This is a genomic window from Methanoregula sp. (assembly GCF_049686655.1).
Taxonomy (GTDB): domain Archaea; phylum Halobacteriota; class Methanomicrobia; order Methanomicrobiales; family Methanospirillaceae; genus Methanoregula.
In genome coordinates, this window is the sequence record NZ_JBAVIG010000048.1 from 36,097 (window position 1) to 53,096 (window position 17,000).

21 protein-coding genes are annotated in these 17,000 nt (G+C 56.2%); 7 read left to right on the plus strand and 14 right to left on the minus strand.

All coding sequences use genetic code 11. The features are described from left to right. Positions 1–61: 61 nt before the first annotated feature. The 5 genes from WBL42_RS06230 to WBL42_RS06250 form a co-directional block, all read right to left on the minus strand. Positions 62–322 carry a 4Fe-4S binding protein gene (locus WBL42_RS06230; RefSeq protein ID WP_424720404.1) on the minus strand — a complete coding sequence of 87 codons (261 nt, stop codon included), beginning with the start codon at positions 320–322 and terminating at the stop codon, positions 62–64. After that, positions 319–846, minus strand: coding sequence for a 2-oxoacid:acceptor oxidoreductase family protein (locus WBL42_RS06235; protein ID WP_424720405.1), 528 nt, complete (start codon positions 844–846; stop codon positions 319–321). The genes WBL42_RS06230 and WBL42_RS06235 overlap by 4 nt, the downstream gene beginning before the upstream one ends. Then, entirely contained in the window at positions 839–1,951 is a 1,113-nt protein-coding gene (porA, locus tag WBL42_RS06240; RefSeq protein WP_424720406.1) for a pyruvate ferredoxin oxidoreductase, read from the minus strand. Before porA ends, WBL42_RS06235 begins: the two co-directional genes overlap by 8 nt. Continuing rightward, the gene (locus tag WBL42_RS06245; RefSeq protein ID WP_424720443.1) at positions 1,948–2,826 is read right to left on the minus strand and encodes a thiamine pyrophosphate-dependent enzyme; all 879 of its coding nucleotides are present in this window, start codon (positions 2,824–2,826) and stop codon (positions 1,948–1,950) included. Before WBL42_RS06245 ends, porA begins: the two co-directional genes overlap by 4 nt. A gap of 1,116 nt (positions 2,827–3,942) precedes the next feature. Next, positions 3,943–5,049: a hypothetical protein gene (locus WBL42_RS06250; RefSeq protein WP_424720407.1), complete on the minus strand. Its 1,107-nt coding sequence runs from the start codon at positions 5,047–5,049 to the stop codon at positions 3,943–3,945. Between the two features lie 450 nt (positions 5,050–5,499). Here WBL42_RS06250 and WBL42_RS06255 point away from each other — a divergent pair, with 450 nt between their 5' ends. Then, entirely contained in the window at positions 5,500–5,985 is a 486-nt protein-coding gene (locus WBL42_RS06255) for a cation:proton antiporter regulatory subunit (protein WP_424720408.1), read from the plus strand. Continuing rightward, positions 5,985–7,127: a cation:proton antiporter gene (locus tag WBL42_RS06260; RefSeq protein WP_424720409.1), complete on the plus strand. Its 1,143-nt coding sequence runs from the start codon at positions 5,985–5,987 to the stop codon at positions 7,125–7,127. Before WBL42_RS06255 ends, WBL42_RS06260 begins: the two co-directional genes overlap by 1 nt. A 100-nt stretch (positions 7,128–7,227) precedes the next feature. Here the strand turns inward: WBL42_RS06260 and WBL42_RS06265 are convergent, their stop codons facing one another. From WBL42_RS06265 to WBL42_RS06275, 3 genes are all read right to left on the minus strand, one after another. Then, positions 7,228–7,683, minus strand: coding sequence for an adenylyltransferase/cytidyltransferase family protein (locus WBL42_RS06265; RefSeq protein ID WP_424720410.1), 456 nt, complete (start codon positions 7,681–7,683; stop codon positions 7,228–7,230). Beyond that, positions 7,680–8,051: a Mov34/MPN/PAD-1 family protein gene (locus WBL42_RS06270; RefSeq protein ID WP_424720411.1), complete on the minus strand. Its 372-nt coding sequence runs from the start codon at positions 8,049–8,051 to the stop codon at positions 7,680–7,682. Before WBL42_RS06270 ends, WBL42_RS06265 begins: the two co-directional genes overlap by 4 nt. A 191-nt stretch (positions 8,052–8,242) precedes the next feature. Then, positions 8,243–8,524 carry a peptidylprolyl isomerase gene (locus WBL42_RS06275; protein ID WP_424720412.1) on the minus strand — a complete coding sequence of 94 codons (282 nt, stop codon included), beginning with the start codon at positions 8,522–8,524 and terminating at the stop codon, positions 8,243–8,245. A gap of 171 nt (positions 8,525–8,695) precedes the next feature. On the opposite strand from WBL42_RS06275, the gene WBL42_RS06280 reads away from it, so the two are divergent. Next, positions 8,696–9,685: a DsbA family protein gene (locus WBL42_RS06280; protein ID WP_424720413.1), complete on the plus strand. Its 990-nt coding sequence runs from the start codon at positions 8,696–8,698 to the stop codon at positions 9,683–9,685. Positions 9,686–9,847: 162 nt separating this feature from the next. On the opposite strand, the gene WBL42_RS06285 is transcribed toward WBL42_RS06280, so the two are convergent. Beyond that, a complete protein-coding gene (locus WBL42_RS06285) occupies positions 9,848–11,260 on the minus strand; it encodes a dihydropteroate synthase-like protein (RefSeq protein WP_424720414.1) in 1,413 nt (470 codons plus the stop codon). Positions 11,261–11,301: 41 nt separating this feature from the next. Between WBL42_RS06285 and WBL42_RS06290 the strand changes: the two genes are divergently transcribed. Both WBL42_RS06290 and truA read left to right on the plus strand, forming a co-directional pair. Next, positions 11,302–11,979, plus strand: a complete 678-nt coding sequence (locus tag WBL42_RS06290) for a CehA/McbA family metallohydrolase (RefSeq protein ID WP_424720415.1) — start codon at positions 11,302–11,304, stop codon at positions 11,977–11,979. Continuing rightward, the gene (truA, locus tag WBL42_RS06295; protein WP_424720416.1) at positions 11,934–12,764 is read left to right on the plus strand and encodes a tRNA pseudouridine(38-40) synthase TruA; all 831 of its coding nucleotides are present in this window, start codon (positions 11,934–11,936) and stop codon (positions 12,762–12,764) included. Before WBL42_RS06290 ends, truA begins: the two co-directional genes overlap by 46 nt. Before the next feature lie 111 nt (positions 12,765–12,875). Here the strand turns inward: truA and WBL42_RS06300 are convergent, their stop codons facing one another. The 4 genes from WBL42_RS06300 to WBL42_RS06315 all read right to left on the minus strand — a co-directional run bounded on the left by WBL42_RS06300 (position 12,876) and on the right by WBL42_RS06315 (position 15,099). Beyond that, positions 12,876–13,145: a malic enzyme-like NAD(P)-binding protein gene (locus WBL42_RS06300; RefSeq protein ID WP_424720417.1), complete on the minus strand. Its 270-nt coding sequence runs from the start codon at positions 13,143–13,145 to the stop codon at positions 12,876–12,878. An 80-nt stretch (positions 13,146–13,225) separates the two neighbouring features. Further along, complete coding sequence (gene hgcB / locus WBL42_RS06305; RefSeq protein WP_424720418.1) at positions 13,226–13,534, minus strand: mercury methylation ferredoxin HgcB; 309 nt, start codon at positions 13,532–13,534, stop codon at positions 13,226–13,228. Positions 13,535–13,599: 65 nt separating this feature from the next. Beyond that, a complete protein-coding gene (hgcA, locus tag WBL42_RS06310; RefSeq protein WP_424720419.1) occupies positions 13,600–14,664 on the minus strand; it encodes a mercury methylation corrinoid protein HgcA in 1,065 nt (354 codons plus the stop codon). A gap of 12 nt (positions 14,665–14,676) precedes the next feature. Beyond that, positions 14,677–15,099, minus strand: coding sequence for a cupin domain-containing protein (locus WBL42_RS06315; RefSeq protein ID WP_424720420.1), 423 nt, complete (start codon positions 15,097–15,099; stop codon positions 14,677–14,679). A gap of 79 nt (positions 15,100–15,178) precedes the next feature. On the opposite strand from WBL42_RS06315, the gene WBL42_RS06320 reads away from it, so the two are divergent. Both WBL42_RS06320 and WBL42_RS06325 read left to right on the plus strand, forming a co-directional pair. Beyond that, positions 15,179–15,568, plus strand: coding sequence for an ArsR/SmtB family transcription factor (locus tag WBL42_RS06320; RefSeq protein WP_424720421.1), 390 nt, complete (start codon positions 15,179–15,181; stop codon positions 15,566–15,568). A gap of 76 nt (positions 15,569–15,644) precedes the next feature. Continuing rightward, positions 15,645–16,166 (plus strand): YkgJ family cysteine cluster protein, encoded by a 522-nt coding sequence (locus WBL42_RS06325; RefSeq protein WP_424720422.1) that lies wholly within the window; start codon positions 15,645–15,647, stop codon positions 16,164–16,166. Between the two features lie 224 nt (positions 16,167–16,390). Here the strand turns inward: WBL42_RS06325 and WBL42_RS06330 are convergent, their stop codons facing one another. Next, positions 16,391–16,999, minus strand: a complete 609-nt coding sequence (locus WBL42_RS06330; RefSeq protein WP_424720423.1) for a DUF333 domain-containing protein — start codon at positions 16,997–16,999, stop codon at positions 16,391–16,393. Position 17,000: the final 1 nt, after the last annotated feature.

Genomic DNA, 17,000 nt, shown 5'->3' on the forward strand with positions numbered 1-17,000 from the left:
ATTTTCACGAGAAAAATAGTGCGGAATGAAAATTTCTTTGCCGAAAAACAGGGGCAGGGCCCTATTTCTCTTCCCGCACCATCACGATCGCTTTTTTCGGGCACTCGTTGGCGCAGATACCGCACCCTTTGCAGAACTCAAGATCGATTGCGAGCTCCTTGTCGATCGCGGCGTCGGGGCAATAGGTGGCACAGAGCCCGCATTCATTGCACTTCTCCCGGTCCACGACCGGACGGAAGACCCGCCATGTACCGGTCTTCCCTGCTGCCCCCTGGACAGGCCTGCTCATCGCAAGGCGCTCGCGCTTTGCCGGTGGTGTCATGCGCTCATCTCCGTGTAGGCCGCTTCGGCCGCTTTGACGTTACGCTCATCTGAGAACATCTCACGGATCGCTTTCTTTGCCGAGTCTGCCGAGACGATCCCCATCTTTGCAAGGGCACCGATGACTGGCGTGTTGAGGATGGGGCTTCCCGAGACTACGAGTTTTTCTTTCAGGGCGATTCCTGTCAGGTCCACGTAGCTCGATGTGAAGCTGGCAAACTCCCTCTTCTGCTGGCTGTTGACCAGTACCTTCCCCCCGGTTTTGAGACCCTGCAGGACATCGACCACGTCCATCACGCTTGCATCGAGGACGACCACCATGTCAGGTTTTTTGATCTGGCTGTAGACCTTGATTGGCTTGTCATCGATCCGGACGAACGAGACAATGGGTGCTCCCCGGCGTTCGGCACCGTAGAACGGGGCTGCGGTCGCATATTTACCGTCGTGAATTGCGGCAAGGGCGAGGAGCCGTGCTGCAGTAACACCGCCCTGGCCTCCCCGGGAGTGGATGCGGATCTCAAACATGGTTGGGCACCCCGAACCAGAACTCCGTCCCCAGCTTGCGTTTCCGGACAAAGTCTGCTATATCCTCGTAGGTTACTTCCTGGCCACCGAGACCGGCGATCACACTGAAAACCTCTTCTTTTGTCTGCGCCATGATCTCCGTTGCGAGGATCCCCCCGCGGCCAAAGGAGTAGTCGCGGTCGATGACAACGACCTGTTTTCCCTTGAGATTCAACTTCGGGAACGGCCGCAGCCAGCGAAGGCGCATGGAACCGGCTTTGATCCCCTCATTGCGGAGCAGGTCGATTGCAACTTCCGCCTCTTTCCCGAGGGTGCCCATGGCAACGACGATCACATCGGCGTCACCGCACCGGTAATCCTCGGTGAACCCGTACTGACGGCCGAAACGTTTTGCAAACACCTTCTCGGTTTCTTCGATCACCTTCACCGAGTCGCGCATCGATCGCTCGATATCCCAGCGGAATTTAAACTGCTGGTCAGGGCCGGTGAGTCCGCCGTAGCCGGCCGGGTTCTTCACATCGATGGCGTAGGGCAGGTGGAGCGGCGGGACGAAGTCGCCCGGCTCGACGGTGTCGAGCGGCTGCATGATATGGGAGAGGAGGAACCCGTCGAGGTTCACCATCACCGGCAGGAGCACGTTGTTGTGTTCGGCAATCCGGAACGCCATCAGGGTGGTATCGTAGGCTTCCTGCACGGTGCTCACATAGACCTGCAGCCAGCCGGTGTCCCGTTCCTGCAGGGCATCGGTGTGTTCTGCCCAGATGTTCCAGCCGGGCCCGAGCGAACGGTTGATGTTTGCCATGACCACCGGCAGGCGTGCCCCGGCTGCCCAGTTGGTCATCTCGTGCATATAGAGGAGGCCGTGGGAGCTCGTTGCGGTGAATGTCCGGGCACCGGTGATGCTTGCGCCTATACACGCCGCCATCGCCGAATGTTCGCTCTCAACCGCGATGTACCGGCTTTTCAGTTCGCCGCTGGTGACAAACTCGGCGATCTGCTCCACGACCTCGGTCTGCGGGGTAATGGGGTACGCGGCAATTACGTCGGGCCGTACCTGTTTTACTGCCTCGGCAACCGCCTTGTTGCCGGTCGCGATCTTCTTCATGGTACCTCCTCCTCTGCCGCGAGTTTCGCAAAGTGCTTTGCAATGCGCTGCTTGAGAATTTCCACCGTCTTCTGGTCAATACCCCTGAACCGGCCCTGCGGTTCGAGGTATTCCTCGAGCGGCAGGGTTTTTTTCATTGCCGCTTTCGACTGGGCGCCGATCGTCAGTTTACCATATTCGCGCTCATAGAGCACCCACATGCCGGACTTCACGGCAAGTTTACCCATCTCGACCGTTTTCTCGGTCGGGAACCGCCAGCCGGGCGGGCAGGGGGCAAGGATGTGGATGAAGCTCGGACCCCGGAACGTGAGAGCTTTCTGTACCTTCTTGAAAAGGTCCTGGGGGTACGCTGCAGCGGCTGTCGCCATATATGGGGGATCGTGGGCAGCGATGATCGCATCGATGTCCTTCTTTTGATCAGTCTTGCCGGTGGGGGTGGTGGTGGTCCTTGCCCCCAGAGGTGTCCCGCTTGACCGCTGCATGCCGGTATTCCCGTACGCTTCGTTATCATAGCAGATATAGAGGAAATCGGTTCCCCGTTCGAATGCGCCGGACATGGCCTGAATGCCGATATCGAGGGTTCCGCCATCACCGGCATAGACGATCACGTTCGTCTTCTTCCCGGCAGCACGGAACGCATTGCTCATGCCCGAGGCACAGGCAGCAGCGGCACCGAACGCGATATTGTAGACCGGGACTTTGAAGGCAGTGTTCGGGTAGATGCCCTGGATGACGCTCGTGCAGCAGGCAGGCACGACGAGCACGGTATCGGGCCCTGCAGCCTTGAGCACGTACCGCAGGGCGAGCGAGTCGCTGCACCCGGCACAGGCTGACGTACATTTCAGAATATATTCTTCCTGGGGAATTTCGGCGATAGTATCCAACTCCTGAAGTTACCTTGAAGAAGGTGAAGGAAGGCGATGATGGGATCGCGGCTTTTAACAATAATCATCGTTTTCGCATCTCAAAAAGTGATCTGTTGGATCTTATATTGGAGCATGGATCCTCCGGTAGCTTATGATCAGACGGAGCCGGCAGAGGTCTTGCGCGATGAGGATCTCAAATCTGATCCCCTGGCGAGCTGATCTGCTCCAGCATCTCTATTTCCGGGGAAGTCCACAATAATGTGATGAAGACGCGGGATATGCCTGATGGTGACCCCCATCCCTGTTTCCGGCAGCAGCTGCTGTACTGGATCACTTTCACCCCGCCCGGTCAGGAGTTTAAACACGGAATCTGCCTACAGAGTAGGTGGGGAGGACGAAAACCCTCTCAAAGAGTCAGGTGCCACATAACCGCTTGCACGTCTTCTCCCTCTCAAACCCTGATGCCGGCCTACACCCGGGAGCGATACCCTCTCTCACCGGATGAATACGGCAAGGTTATGGCCGAACTGGCCAGACCCAAAAGACCCTCTTTTCTTTGTTTCTTTCTGGCGCTGCGTGCTGCTGTTGGCATTTTTTTTGCTTTGCAGAAAACCTCATAATCGCTGACGCTCTTTTGGGCTTTGCCCCCGCCGCTATGGCATCTCCCGGTTGCGATGACGATATATTACCTGCCATTTGACTATGGTCATCGCACTGCGCCCCGTCCCCCGCGGGGACTGGTGGCGCAAGAGGGGGGCATTCGTCTCTTCGAAAAAAATGATTTCTACAGAGCAATTTTTTTCACAATTTTTGGCATGGTTTTTTTCGTGCCGACTGGATCCACCGGTTTTATGTAACAACAATATATTTTGGGTTTTTCGCATTCGGTCTCCTTTCTCATACGAAAGGTATACTCTCGCGACATGAGCGATAAGGCCGTATGTGTCCCGGTACTCCTGCCGGGCAAACAACTTTTCATCCTCGTCGAGCAGCCGCGGGGGCATCTTTGCTGTGATCGAGCGACACCGGCATCCGGTGGAGCGGGTATACGAACATCCCTGTCGACCCCTCAGGTACGTAACGAGTGAAGTCCGGTATTTGAGATACCGATGAATTGAATCTTCTCTACCCCGGCATGTTCGCCTTTACCCAGGCATACGTACCTTTCCGGTCGTACACGTGCGAGATGATATAATTGTAGACCTTTGCATAAGCCTCCTCCAGGGCTACCTGCTGACGGTACGTGGAAAGTTCAGCATTGTAGGCCGAGACCAATGAATTCTGGGGCGAAACCTGTGCATTGTAGGCCGCGATGTTTCCTGTGCTTCGCATGGCCTCCATCTTCGATTCGAGCCTCGTTATCTGTTCTTGTTTTGCCGTCATGTCGGCAACATACGGTTTGGCCTGCGTTTCCATGCTTAGCGCCTTCTGCTCCGACAGTGTGGACATGTCGTTTATGTATGTTGTTTCCGCACCGCTGGTGTATAATGTTGTACCGCTTCCAACCGGGATGATCATCGGTTCCGATGTAAGGATTACCCCCCCTTCAAGCTCAGCGGGCGGTATTCCTACATAGGAAAGATTGGTTGTTTCAAGGTAGGTATAGCCGGTGTCCTTGTATACAGAATCAGGGGAGCCGACACCAAGCGCCATATGCGATTCGGGGGAGAACACGAGGAACGAGACCTTGTACCCTTCGCGGGAGAGGAGCCCGGCGAGAAGCAGGCTCTTGTCAGCACAGTCACCAGTCCCATCCACCACGGTCTCGACCGGGTACTTCGCCGGGCTGCCGGGTCTACTGTCGTAGGGAAGGGATTGGGTATATGTCGCCATCAGTTCCAGGTATTCGTCACTTGAAAGCTCCTGGTCGTCCCGGATCTTCCGGAACTGGGTGAGAAGATCGGTAAACATCGGGTCCTGCGCAGGATCGTTCATCATGGCAAGGGAACTGTCCGCAAGCCAGGTGCTTTCCGAGACATTGCCATAGATCGAGACATAATGATCGGTTGATTTTGCCCCGTGGTATACGGCCGCATCGACAGGTACAGAGATAGTGATCCGATTTTTCTCAAACAGGAATGTGCTCGTCGTATTAATGGGCGGCGATTTTTCCGTGCCCACCACAATGTGGGGAACGACAACCGATGGCCGGGTGTACAGGCAACCAGCAGCAAGGGCTACGGAAAACACTACGATAATTATTACGGCAAGGGTTTTTTCCGTGCGGTGCATGATTCTTGTTCCTTTACAGGATAGTTCTGATATCGCCAATAGAGTTTATCATCACGGCAAGTATCTGAACAATTTCCAAAAATGATTGCAATACGCCGTCATGAAATAATTTCTCATTGATCTTTGTTTAAGAGAACTAGAATGTTTCATCAACACACCAACCAACTCTGATAACGATACCGGTTCTGTAAAAATACTCCATCACAATGCGAATGCACGGATGCGGTACTTTTCCCCCCTCTCCCGGAGTCTGGCTCAAAGTCGCCCTTCGAACCGGTACGCCATTTTCGGAACAACGATCCCGAACCGGGCTCCCTGGCCAGGAATCCCCGTATCATGGATGGTGATGCCGGTAATCGATAAGGATCTCCCGCACTGTGCCGGACCAATAATTAGTCTTGCGCCAGCGGAGGGGTAATATATTTTAGGATCATTTTTCTAATGTCTGCTATGGCTCTCCGATCCCTCAATCTTCCTGGCGTGGGAACAAAATATGAATTCGATACTGACAAAGGCGATACGGTGGCGATTTTTTTCACAAAAACCGGATCGATCCAGATGTATACCCTCCAGAAAGGGTGCCACACCCCCAGTGCCGCTGAAATGACTCCCGTGGAGGCACGGAGACTGGGCAATATCCTGACGGGCGCGATCATTGAGGCCGACCAGGAGAGCGTTGAAATTGCATTTTCTGCCCTTGCCGATCTCCGGGTGACTATCCACACGTTTTATGTGCCAAAAGGCATTTCCGGGAAGACCATCGAGGACCTCCAGATCCGGGCCAAGACCGGCGCGACCGTGATTGCCGTCTGCCGCCACGACAGGAATATTATCAACCCGCCGCCCACGTTTGTCTTTGAGACCGGGGATGCGGCGCTGGTTATCGGGGAGAGTGACCAGATAATAAAATTTGAGCGCGAAATCATGGTGGAGTAATGGAAGGTCTGGTAATCGCGCTTTTTCTCTGCCTGTTCCTGGCGCTGGTCACCAAGTACCTCTCGGTCCCGGCAATTCCTTTTTATATCCTTGCCGGGGTCCTTCTCGGGAAAGCCGGGCTCGGGCTTGTCCAGGCCGATGATATCAGCCAGTTCTTCTCGGAGATGGGGCTGATCTTCCTGCTCTTTTTCATGGGGCTCGGCCTGAAACCCGAGCGCATTGCGGCCAACCGTGCGGCGGTCCTGACGAGTGGAGTCATCGACCTGAATGTGAATATGATCATCGGCTTCTTCGCCGCATACCTCCTCGGCTTTACAATCACCGAGTCCCTGATCATCGCCTCCGCGTTTTACATCTCAAGCACGGCAATGGCGATCACATCGCTTGTCGAGAACCGGAAACTGATGCTCCGTGAGTCAGAAACGATCATCTGGCTCATGGTGTTTGAAGATCTCGTCCTGATCATCTTCCTTGCAATCATCTCGGCAGGGGACCAGAACCTGTTCTTCTTCTTCTTCAAGATCCTGTGCGTGCTCGGTATCCTGTATGCGCTTGCCCTGTATGGCAAGGAATTCCTCATATCGATCCTTGACCGGGAAGACGAATTGCCGATCATCTTCACATTTGCCGCTGTCCTTACCACGGCCTCCTTTGCCCTGGTGCTCCAGATCCCTGAAACCATGATGGTGATCGCGCTCGGGGTTGCGTTTGCCACTACGGATCCCGATGCCTTTGAGCAGCATGCCCGTCCCTTCAAGGATGTTTTCCTCGTGGTCTTCTTCGTCTTCTTCGGGGTGACGATCGACCTCTCCGGGGGAGCAAACCTCTTCAGTATCTCGGTCATCTGCATCCTCGCGGTCATAAGCAAGCTCATATCGGGTCTCATCACGGGTCTCGTCATTCACGACTCGGCGATGTCGGGTCTCGAGATCTGGGCAAATACAATCGGCCGGGGAGAATTCTCGATTGCGCTTGCCGTACTCTATGGATCCCCGGTGGTCGGGACCACAATTGCAGCGATGGTGATCGTGACTTCGATCATCGGATCCTTTGCAGCAAAATACAGTACCCTCATGCGTCGGGGAATCACTTCGTTTGGCCGGCGCAAGACGCCCTCACACCGGGGACACCTTGGCCGCTGATGGACCGGTCAGAATCACCGGGTCTGCAGGAATGCACGGTGGGAAAATATGGAATAAGGGAGTGTCTTCCGGTTACACCGTAATGGCCGGCATCCTTTTTTCAGGTCTGAGGAGCCGGGTGGTGCTGGTCGTGGGAGCGCTTGTCGATGATGCGCTGGACCACAAGACGGGAACTGCAGAGATCCCCGTCAGGACATCTCCCGATCCGGATGATCTCCGGGGTAAGGTTGCGGGCCCGGAGTTGCCCGGCCAGTTTTGTCTCATCGAACATCTGGTTGAACCCGATCGTGATGACATCCGGCATGAGTTCCTCGATCGGGCGGAACATGTCCGACTTGTCCCCGAGAACTGCCCTGTCTACGGGCTTTAACGCCGCCACCATGCGAAGCCGGTGCTCTTCCGGGATAACCGGGCGGGGCTTGTGCTTCACGTTGATATCCCGGGCAACGATCACGATTAGTTCGTCCCCCAGTTTCCGGGACTCTTCGAGATAGAAGAGATGGCCGGGATGGAGGATGTCGAATGTGCCGGTGGCAACGACGCGCCGGGCGGTCACGGGATCACATCCAGGGTGCAGGGTTCGCCGTCAGCGGTGAAACAGCGCCAGTCGTTCTCCCGGTACGGGAACCCGATGATCAGGTGGTACCTGCCGGTCCGCGGGAAGAACCTTACATCAGCGTCTGAAGGCCGGAGAACACCGTTCGGGTGGCTGTGGGCGCTTCCTGCAAGATGCGTATCGAGGGGCATCATGTCGTAGAGGAGAGATGCGGAGTTTTCGCGCCCGATCGTCCCGGGCAGCAGGTTGAATTCCTCCATGATCCCGTCCTGCTCGCGGATCAGGCCGACAAACTCGTTGGGATGGCTTTCCTGTCCCATCTCGAGGAGCAGGGAGAGGAGTGACTGTCGGATACCGCGTATGTTCATGCAACTGTCCTTCTTTTAGCACATGACGTACTGTACCCATCTTCTTGGACGCGATCGCAAAAAAACTCTCCTCACGTAAAAAAAAGAGGGTTATCGCACTCTTTTCATAATGCTGCTTTCAGCCTGCGGGAGGCTGATTCCCGTAAATTCAGCTTCTGTAGGCAATACACCGGCGCCCTGTCAAAAAAGGATTATTTCCTGCCTGTGACCTTGATGACGTGGTACCCGAACTGGGTCTTGACCGGTCCGAAAACCTTGCCTACCTGCTCCTCAAAGGCAATCTTCTCGAACTCGGGTACCATCATGCCTTTGCCGAACCAGCCGAGATCGCCTCCCTGTTTTCCCGAAGGGCAGGACGAAAACCTGCGGGCGACCTTGTCGAACTCCTCCCCCTCTGCGAGACGTTTGAGGATCTGGTCGGCCTGGTCTTCAGTCTTTACAAGGATGTGGGATGCTCGGGCCTGCGTTGACATGTATAGGAATGAGGGAGTACTGGAATAAAAGGGTTGACGCACACGATCAGGATCCACTGCCGGTCAGTACGGTGGTGTCCGGAACTATCCTGCCCGATGTTTGCTATTCTGTGTTGCCAAGATCCTGCGGCTATTTATCTGCCGCACCCTGATCATATTTCAGCAGGTATCATGACAGAAGACACAGGGAAGTCACCGTCCGGTGCAATGACCCCATTTTTCGGAAAGACTGCAATTGCAGTGATTGTAGTATTTTTCGCGGTGCTTGTCATCGCGTTTGCGGTCTGGTTTTCCCCCTCATCTGCGGGGCAGCAGGTCTCTTCCCAGGCCTGCGGATACAAGGTCCTTCATTATGTCAACCAGAACCTGGTCCAGCAGGGATCGCAGGCATCTCTCGATCATGTCACAGATGTCAATGGCATTTATGAAATTGCAATTCAGTACGACTCGCAACCGGTTTCCCTCTATGCAACACGGGACTGCAACCTGTTGTTCACCAATTATTACGATATGAATGCGTCCACTGGTGCAGGCAGTCAGGCTGCAGCCCGGCAGCCCACGGTGAAATCCGATCGCCCGGTCGTTAACCTCTACGTGATGGCATTCTGCCCTTACGGGACGCAGGCAGAAGCGGCGATGAAACCTGTCGTGGACCTCCTGGAGTCCAAAGTGGATATACGGCTGCGTTATATCACAACGGTCTCCGGCACCACCGCAGCTTCGGTCAGCTCCCTTCATGGTGCCGCTGAGGCACAGGAAGATCTCCGGCAGGTTTGTATGCAGAAATACTATCCGGGAAAATACTGGGACTATGTCGGACAGTTCGATTCCACTTGTTATCCTGTATCGACCAGCCCGGATACCCAGACGGCATGCCAGCTGAACGCGAGTGCTTCAGCCGGGATTGAGATGAGTACGATTCAGAATTGCATATCCGGGCCGGAAGGTGTCTCGCTTCTGAAAGCCGATGAGGCCGATTCGGACAAGAACGGTGTTTCGGGATCCCCCACGCTCATCATCAATGGTGTGACATACTCCGGTGACCGCACACCGGAAGCCTATAAAGAGGCAATATGCAACAGTTTCACAAACGAATCCGCCGAATGCGCCACGAACCTTACAGATACGGTTGCTGTTGGTCCTGCCGGAGGGTGCGGATAAATACCCTGAAATTTCAGCGGATGGGGATACTCGCACCAGTTTCCCCACCCTGTTTTACACTTGTATGCGTTTTTCTCTCTCCATGTGCACAGTAATGATGTAAATGCGAAAAACTCCATGATGAGCCGGGTCCTCATTTTGGCAGAATAAGAGCAGGACTCTTTAGAATTCGCCGTCCTGCTCAAAACTCCGGCCATACCGGATCGCAAGTTCTGCTTTGTACAGTTCCCTGCCGAGATACCCTGCATGGTCGAGGAGAGAAACATCTCCGTGGGCGATGATTGTGTTCAGCACATCCTGCCAGCGTGTGCCGATTGTTGCCTTCCCGTGTATCACGGCAACGATCCTATTTCCTTCAATCCCGATCCGGAAGTTGCCTTTTGTGTCGTAGGAAATCTCGTCCGGCACCTGCTGCAGGGGAAGTACCGCATCGTACTCGAGCGGGGGCTCACGCCGTCGGCGTTTCTCCTTGAGGATAAGGAGATCTGCACCGAGATCCTTTGGGTACGGCCGGCTTTTTGCAAGTGCCATCATTTCGGCTGCCGTTCGCATCTCCCTCACGGATCCCCAGGTTTTGTCGGAATGCTCGCTCGTGAAGATCAGGGCGGCACCCAGCTCCATTGCCATGCCTGCGAGAACTGCATTTATCCCCGGTGAATCCGCATCGAGCAGTTCAGTCACATTACCGGCACCAAAGAAGAGAGGATACCGGCTTTTCCGGAACTGCCTTAATGATTGCACAAATCCTGATCCAACCGGCTGGAGGAGCGGGTCGGCGATAATGCAGTGGATCCCCGCCCTCTTTGCCCTCACGATATTCTTTGCAAGCTTGCTCCGCCCGGGTACGATGATCGCGGCGGCCCCGGCTTCGGCAACAGCAGTTCCGATGAGAGGGATGTTCTCTTCCTGCAAACTGAGGATGATGTCAGCCCGGCACAATGCAGCCCGGATCAGGGCCGGGTCCTGGGTATCGGCGGCAAGGGGCCGGTCGATCCCGTCCAGCGCACCGAACGCCCGGATGACCTCCTCCGGAGTTGCGTCGAACCCGAAGCCGAGATCTACGATATCAGCCCCCTCCGAAAAGTACGTTTCAACCAGATCCCGGATATCGTCCCTCCTGTGGGCGTCCATGATCTCGGCAAGCACTTTTATCCGGGATCCTCCACCGATTTTTGTCCCTCGGATGACGCATTCGCAGTCCGCATCCCGCTCAAGCTCATCTATCCGTCGCATTGCATCCGCTGCTCTGCCCATGGCAAGAAAATCATCGGCCGGGATGGTACGCGAGAGTGTGATCGAGCCCAGCTGCGGGAGGATCAATGCCAGATCCGCTGCATGACGGGGCCCGCGGTAGACCGGGACACCCGTCTCGCGCTCGACCTGGTCGAACGATGCCGTGCTCATCCCGGACACGATTACCATATCATAGGCGCCGGCCGTCACCAGCTCCCTGAGGTGGTGCGGGGTTAAGAATGATGCAACCTTCCCGGTCACCACGACTTCCGCATCGAACCCGGCGGCTGCTTTCCGGACTATTTCTTCGGTGACGGCACCGGTGGGCAGGAGGATGCGCATAAGTTCCCTTAATACCAGAGAGATAAAAACACTATGATCAGATGCTGACCTGCGACCTGCACGTACACACGAGTTATTCCAAGGACGGTGAGAGCAGCGTAGAAGAAATCCTCCGGGCTGCTGAGACTGCAGGACTTGATGTGATTGCAATTACCGATCACGACACTGTTGACGGAGCAAAAAAGGCACTCACCCTGCCTTCCCCGGTTCTTGTTATCCCGGGTATCGAGGTCTCGACGAAGCAGGGGCATCTCCTCGTGCTCGGGGTGACGGAAGTTATACCCGCAGGTCTTGATGTAGTGGAAACAGTCAATATTGCACGGCGGATGGGGGGCCTCCTCATCCTTCCCCACCCTTACCATGTATGGCGGCACGGTGTTGCCCGTCGCAAGAAGTCGGGGATGTCCGTTGTCGACGCGGTGGAGTCCTTCAACAGCCGGTACATTGTGGGCTCGGCCAACAAGAAAGCAGCCCGCATCGCACGCCGGCTGGGAAAACCGTGCGTTGGCGGGAGCGATGCCCACAACGCGAAGTTTGTCGGGTTTGGCAGGACGTATATCGATGCTGAAAGAAACATCCCGGCGATTCTTGAGGCAGTCAGGGCCGGAAAAGTATCCTGCGGTGGCAGGAAGACACCGCTGCGCACCTACACGCGCCAGTCTATCAACAACACATGGAGAAAGATCAAACGGATAACGCGACACATGCAGCTCCGGTAAGGCTGGCATTCCGGGTCTCGTACCTGGGAAGCAGGTTCTTCGGATCGCAGATGCAGGCGTCATCCCGTACCGTGGAAGGCGAGTTTGTAGCTGCATGCCAGCGGCTCAGCCTGTTCGAAGACTGGCGGGAAGCAGGGTTCCTGTTTGCCGGAAGGACGGACAGGGGTGTCCATGCGACCGGCCAGGTGGCAGCTTTCACGACTGCTGCACCGGACCGTGCGATCCAGACAATCAATACTCGGCTTCCCCCGGACTGCTGGTGCACCGGCTATGCCGAGGTTCCCCCACAGTTTCATCCCCGGTTTGATGCCCGGAGCAGGACGTACCGCTACTTCTATGCCGAGCGCCCGCGGGATGTCGAACCCATGAAAATTGCTGCCGCCGCTTTTCTCGGGATCCACAATTTTTCCAGCTTTGCACGTGTTGAAGACAGGAATCCCCTGCGGACCATTCTGCGGATCTCGGTGATGGAAACGGACGGGTTCGTCTGCCTTGAAGTGACTGCAGAGAGTTTCCTGTGGCACCAGGTCCGCAGCATGGCAGCGGCATTGTACCTTGTGGGGAACGGTGAGGCGGAGACAGACTCGATCGCCCGGCTCCTCACTTCACCCGGGGAAAAAACCCTCCAACCGGCCCCGGCCGAGGGGCTGATCCTGTATGAGACGGACTGCGGGATCACATGGAACCCGCTGTCCCCACATGAACGGAGCTCCGGGTTTGTCAGGAACCTCTGCCGGCACCATGCCCTCATGGAGCATATATGCCGGGCGGTAAAACCGGAATAAGATAAAGCGGTAAAAACCGACCGCAGGCGCCTTTCTGGCACTGCCGGGTCCTCATCCTTGTTATGGATCACCCGATGCTTGCGGGCACACCGCATGCTGCTGCTGCTTCACTTACTGCCCGGGCAACCGCAGCCACAACTCCCCGGTTGAGTATCGCCGGGAGGATCCTGTCCATGCGCGCCTCTTTACGTAATCTGCCAGGGCACGGGCCGCAGCGACTTTCATCTCATCAGAGATCCGGGTTGCCTGCACATCGAGTGCGCCCCGGAAGATCCCGGGGAATGCAAAGGCGTAATTGATCTGGTTGGGGAAATCGTTCCGCCCAGTCCCGACGATTGACGCCCCTGCCTGTAGTGCATCGCCCGGCAGGATCTCCGGCATGGGCAAAGGCAAATATTACCGGGTCTTTGTTCATCGATCGGACCATAGATGGCGTGATGATCCCCGGCCGGTTCACAAGGTTACTGTTCTCCGCAGCCCGGGGATTTCTCTTCATTCATGCCACAGCAGGAGTTCCCATCCCCGCCGCAACTGCATTCCCCGCTGTCCATATCCTTTCCCCGCAGGGCAGCATTGATCATTGCCCAGGCGCACCCGACCCCGCTCTGTACTTCGATCGCCTGGACCGGACAGTTCCGGGCGCACGCCCCGCACTCCATACAAGCAGACGGGCATTCGAGACGGACCGTATCGGTTCCCGGTGAGAAGACCGCGTGGGGGCAGACCTGGAGACAGCGTGTGCAGTTGATGCACCGCTCCGGGTAGTACACGAGAGTGGTCTCCCTATACGAGTTAAAAAGGCCGGATGGTTGCCGGATTTCTTCCGAAGCGGACATCAGATCGCCCCCAGGAGCCGGCCTGCGCCCAGCAGTATCCCCAGTAACACTCCGCTGCCCGCCATGAGTGCCATGACCGGCACGTACCGGAAGATCTCTTTTCTCACACCGGTCCGTGAAGTGAACGGGGTTGATCCGGTAAAATTAAGGGCGAGGTATGCGACAACGGCAGGGATAATGAGCAGCGGGACAATTGCTGCACCCACCGCCGGCCACCCGGCAAGGTGCGGATCCGTTCCGAACAATGCGGCAAAAGGCAGGGCGGCGATCCCGCCAAGGATGAACCCCTTGGTCGAGAAGTCGTGCGTGGGGATGAACGGCAGCAGAATCGGGAAGAGGACGGTCCCGGTAAGCACGACTGCCGCAACGGCAAGGGCCCCGGTAATCCCTGTAAGGAACCAGAGCACCAGGGTGACCACGAACGCCGGGAGCAGCACCTGGACCAGTTCGACCGGTGCAAGCACGGCCCTGTCCCGGATCGGGAACTCCACCGTCCGCATCGCCGGCGTTGCCATATGTGTCCTGAGATAGTCCGGCAGATCGCGGGCCCGTACCGGGCCGTATTCCACAACGAACCCGGTCCGGCGCAGAATGTCAGGCCATGATATGCCGGGAGCGCCAAGCTGGGGGACGATGATCTTCCTGTGCAGGACTATCCCTGAAAGTCCCGCGGCCCCGATCTGCCTTACAAGTTCGTCCGTGCCGAATGTACCTTTTCCGGCGGCACACCAGACGTTAATTCCGTTGGTGTCCAGCACAATGATATAAGCATCCACTCCTGAAAGGGCGGAGCGGAGTGCATCAAAACTCAGCGTATAGTTTGCCGATGCAAAGACCGGGGAATCAGGACCCGGGTTCCCAAGCCGGTACAGTCCCGGTGCGACCCTGTGCCCCCCGCGGTTCACGCCCCAGCGGGCAAGGAAATGATCGAGCCGGTTGGCCGCAGTGATCCTGCCATCGGCAACGCGGATCTCCGGGGAGGTCATGGTCTCATCTGTGCAGCTGCATGGTGCAACGTCTGATCGCGTGGTACAGGAACAGGGTGCAACAGTTGGTGGTGTCATGTTTTGTCCTTCCTACATAAGGGGCGGGGAAAATGTCGCGAGCAGGAGCATTCCCGTATCTCCGGTAGTGATGCTGTGGACCTGGTCGGCGGGCATGATGCCCATCGTGCCGGGCAGGTACTGGATTTCCATTCCCTCGAGCATACATATCCCCCCACCGGACAGGACATCGTGGATCTCAACCATGCCTGCGTGGGTGTGGTCACCGATTGAGCAGCCGGGATCGATCTGGACATGGTGCAGCGACAGGTGCCCGCCGGTATCTGCCCCGGTAACCAGGTGGCGCAGCGCTACGCCGGCGAACTCCGGGTGCAGGTTCCACGGAAGCGCGGACACCGTACGAAGTTCCTGATTGCAGGCAAGCGTGTGATGGCCCGGGATGCGTGAGACTTCGCAACCATTTTCACCGACTGCAGGTTTCTTGTGGGAGTTCATGGAGTCATCATTTCAAATTTTATTGAAACAACATGAGCGGGTGATGATTATATAGGTTTGCATTTCATAATAATTTGAAATGGCTCGTGCAGAACCTTCATGCTGCGGCAGCAGGCTGCGCCGCACAAGAACGGGAGACAACAGTATCCCGGCCCAGGTTCAGGAAGAGCTCGACCGGCTCGGGGGGTTCGAGGCACTCGCAGGGCAGATTCCCGCTCCGGAAGATCTTGAGAAAAAAAGCCGGATCCATCATGCACTTGCCGACCCGCTCCGGCTGACTATCCTCCACCTTGTCCGCGACCAGCCGCTCTGTGTCTGTGTCATCAACCGGTTCATGCGGATTGCCGATTCGAAACTATCCTACCATCTCACTATCCTGAAAGATGCCGGTCTCATCGAAGGGGAATATCATGGCAACTGGATCATCTACAGCATCACCGGGATCGGAAGCCGGTATCTCTCGATATGAAGATCCTGATATTTCCTGTATGCACCCCTGGCTACCCATTTTTTTATCAGGCTGCCGGCCAAAGGACGATCAGGGTATGGCGAAATTTGTCTGCAATGGTTGCGGGAAATGCTGTGCCGGCTATGGATCGTTCATAAGAATTGAGCGCCAGCTGAACGACCGGGATTATTACTGCAGGTACGGCCTGACCGGCGACCTGTTTCCGGTCCACGCGGATGCCGACTATGCCGGCGAGATCGCAGACCGGTATACTGATGGCCCCGGGATTGCACGGGAAGGAAAAAAACCCTGTCCGTTCCTCTGCCGGAACCGGAGTGGCGAAGGATTTGCCTGCGGTATTTATGCCACGCGTCCCCCCGTCTGCCGGGAGTTCCGGTGTTACCGGATGCTCGTCTATAACCGGGAAGGGCAGCTTGTCGGCCGGGTGATCGGGGCCGGTGGAATAAGTACATCTGATGAGTACCTTGCGCAGGTCTGGAAAGAGCAGATCGCAGGCCTGCCGCATACGCATCCCCCGGGAACAAACGATCCGATCTGGGTGAAAAAGGTCACTGCAATTCTCGCAGAGCACGGATTCCAAGGGGATCCGGCAGAATAATAAAAAAATTCTGTTCTGTAGAAATCATTTTTTTCGAAGAGACGATCTCCCTCTCTTGCGTCACCAGTCGCCCGCGGGGGACGGGGCGCAGTGCGATGACCATAGTCAAATGGCAGGTAATATATCGTCATCGCAACCGGGGGATGGCATAGCGGCGGGGGCAAAGCCCAAAAGAGCGTCAGCGATTATGAGGTTTTCTATAGAGCAAAAAAATTTTAGAAAAATTATGCTGAAGCATTGACTGCATTCACAGTCATGCCCGCACTTGCATTGGCTGATGTTGTTGCCTGGGGAGTGACATTTGTCACGCACCCTTCATTTCTGAAAAGAGCCCATTCCTCGCAGCTGGTCCCATTGGGGAAGGTACACATACCATACTGTCCACCGTCAGCGGCAGTCCTGATCTCCGTAGCTCCGCCGATCTTGCCGCAATTGACTGAGGCAGGGTTTGCCATGCCCGCACTTGCATTTGCGGGTGTTGTGGGCGCGGGAGTCACATTTGTTATGCACCCTTCGTTTCTGAAGAGGGCCCATTCCTCGCAGATGGTTCCGTTGGGGAAGGCGCACATGCCATACTGACCGCCGTCTGCCGCAGTCTTAATTTCGGTTGTCCCGCCGATATTGCCGCAGTTGACCGATGCGGGGTTTGACATATTGGCAGTGACGGCAGCTGTGGGAGCCTCTGTTGCTGAGGCGGTTGCCACGGATATGGTAACGGTCGGGACCGTGGTCTGGACCGCGGCGGGTGCCTGCTGTTGTGTACATCCTGCTACAAGTAAGCCGGCGATAATGCAGGCTAAGAGAATAATAAAGATACTGGTTCTGGACATCATA

Bases quoted from the DNA above. Each gene is read 5' to 3' on its own strand.
- WBL42_RS06230 (WP_424720404.1), bottom strand. From the start codon at position 322: ATGACACCACCGGCAAAGCGCGAGCGCCTTGCGATGAGCAGGCCTGTC.
- WBL42_RS06235 (WP_424720405.1), bottom strand. From the start codon at position 846: ATGTTTGAGATCCGCATCCACTCCCGGGGAGGCCAGGGCGGTGTTACT.
- porA (WP_424720406.1), bottom strand. From the start codon at position 1,951: ATGAAGAAGATCGCGACCGGCAACAAGGCGGTTGCCGAGGCAGTAAAA.
- WBL42_RS06250 (WP_424720407.1), bottom strand. From the start codon at position 5,049: ATGCACCGCACGGAAAAAACCCTTGCCGTAATAATTATCGTAGTGTTT.
- WBL42_RS06255 (WP_424720408.1), top strand. From the start codon at position 5,500: ATGGCTCTCCGATCCCTCAATCTTCCTGGCGTGGGAACAAAATATGAA.
- WBL42_RS06260 (WP_424720409.1), top strand. From the start codon at position 5,985: ATGGAAGGTCTGGTAATCGCGCTTTTTCTCTGCCTGTTCCTGGCGCTG.
- WBL42_RS06270 (WP_424720411.1), bottom strand. From the start codon at position 8,051: ATGAACATACGCGGTATCCGACAGTCACTCCTCTCCCTGCTCCTCGAG.
- WBL42_RS06275 (WP_424720412.1), bottom strand. From the start codon at position 8,524: ATGTCAACGCAGGCCCGAGCATCCCACATCCTTGTAAAGACTGAAGAC.
- WBL42_RS06280 (WP_424720413.1), top strand. From the start codon at position 8,696: ATGACAGAAGACACAGGGAAGTCACCGTCCGGTGCAATGACCCCATTT.
- WBL42_RS06285 (WP_424720414.1), bottom strand. From the start codon at position 11,260: ATGCGCATCCTCCTGCCCACCGGTGCCGTCACCGAAGAAATAGTCCGG.
- WBL42_RS06290 (WP_424720415.1), top strand. From the start codon at position 11,302: ATGCTGACCTGCGACCTGCACGTACACACGAGTTATTCCAAGGACGGT.
- truA (WP_424720416.1), top strand. From the start codon at position 11,934: ATGGAGAAAGATCAAACGGATAACGCGACACATGCAGCTCCGGTAAGG.
- WBL42_RS06300 (WP_424720417.1), bottom strand. From the start codon at position 13,145: ATGCCGGAGATCCTGCCGGGCGATGCACTACAGGCAGGGGCGTCAATC.
- hgcA (WP_424720419.1), bottom strand. From the start codon at position 14,664: ATGACACCACCAACTGTTGCACCCTGTTCCTGTACCACGCGATCAGAC.
- WBL42_RS06315 (WP_424720420.1), bottom strand. From the start codon at position 15,099: ATGAACTCCCACAAGAAACCTGCAGTCGGTGAAAATGGTTGCGAAGTC.
- WBL42_RS06320 (WP_424720421.1), top strand. From the start codon at position 15,179: ATGGCTCGTGCAGAACCTTCATGCTGCGGCAGCAGGCTGCGCCGCACA.
- WBL42_RS06325 (WP_424720422.1), top strand. From the start codon at position 15,645: ATGGCGAAATTTGTCTGCAATGGTTGCGGGAAATGCTGTGCCGGCTAT.
- WBL42_RS06330 (WP_424720423.1), bottom strand. From the start codon at position 16,999: ATGATGTCCAGAACCAGTATCTTTATTATTCTCTTAGCCTGCATTATC.